At 69.6% G+C, this 418-nt stretch carries 1 protein-coding gene; it reads right to left on the bottom strand.

The window, feature by feature from the left end; all coding sequences use genetic code 11:
• Window positions 1-397, bottom strand: a 397-nt coding sequence (locus AX685_RS01515) for a nitronate monooxygenase (protein ID WP_231738496.1), incomplete at its 3' end; no start/stop codon positions are given.
• Between the last annotated feature and the right edge of the window lie 21 nt (window positions 398-418).

Here is a 418-nt window from a genome sequence, read left to right as displayed (position 1 = left end):
GCCACACCGATCCGGTCCACGCGCCCGCCGCGCCCATCGCCATCGCCGCGGCCATCTGCTCGCCGGTCATGATTCCGCCGGCCGCCAGGACGGGGATATTCCGGTCGCTTCCCAATGCCTTGATGGTCTCCGGCACCAGCACCAGCGTGCTCACCTCGCCGCAATGTCCGCCCGCCTCGGTGCCTTGGGCCACGATGATGTCGACCCCCGACGCGGCCAGCCGCAGGGCATGTTCCTTCGCCCCTGCCAGCGCCGCGACCGGGACCTCATGCGCCCGCCCCATGTCGATCATCTCCTGCGGCGGCACCCCCAGCGCATTGGCGATCAGCTTAATCGGATGCTGGAACGCCGCCTCCAACGTGCGCAGCGCATTGTCGGGATCGAACGGCTGCGGCAAATCCCTCGTCCGCTCCGACGC

Origin of the sequence: Sphingomonas sp. CCH9-F2 (genome assembly GCF_001556735.1) — a bacterium.
Taxonomy (GTDB): domain Bacteria; phylum Pseudomonadota; class Alphaproteobacteria; order Sphingomonadales; family Sphingomonadaceae; genus Sphingomonas; species Sphingomonas ginsenosidimutans.
This window is presented reverse-complemented; position numbering and strand designations above follow the sequence as displayed.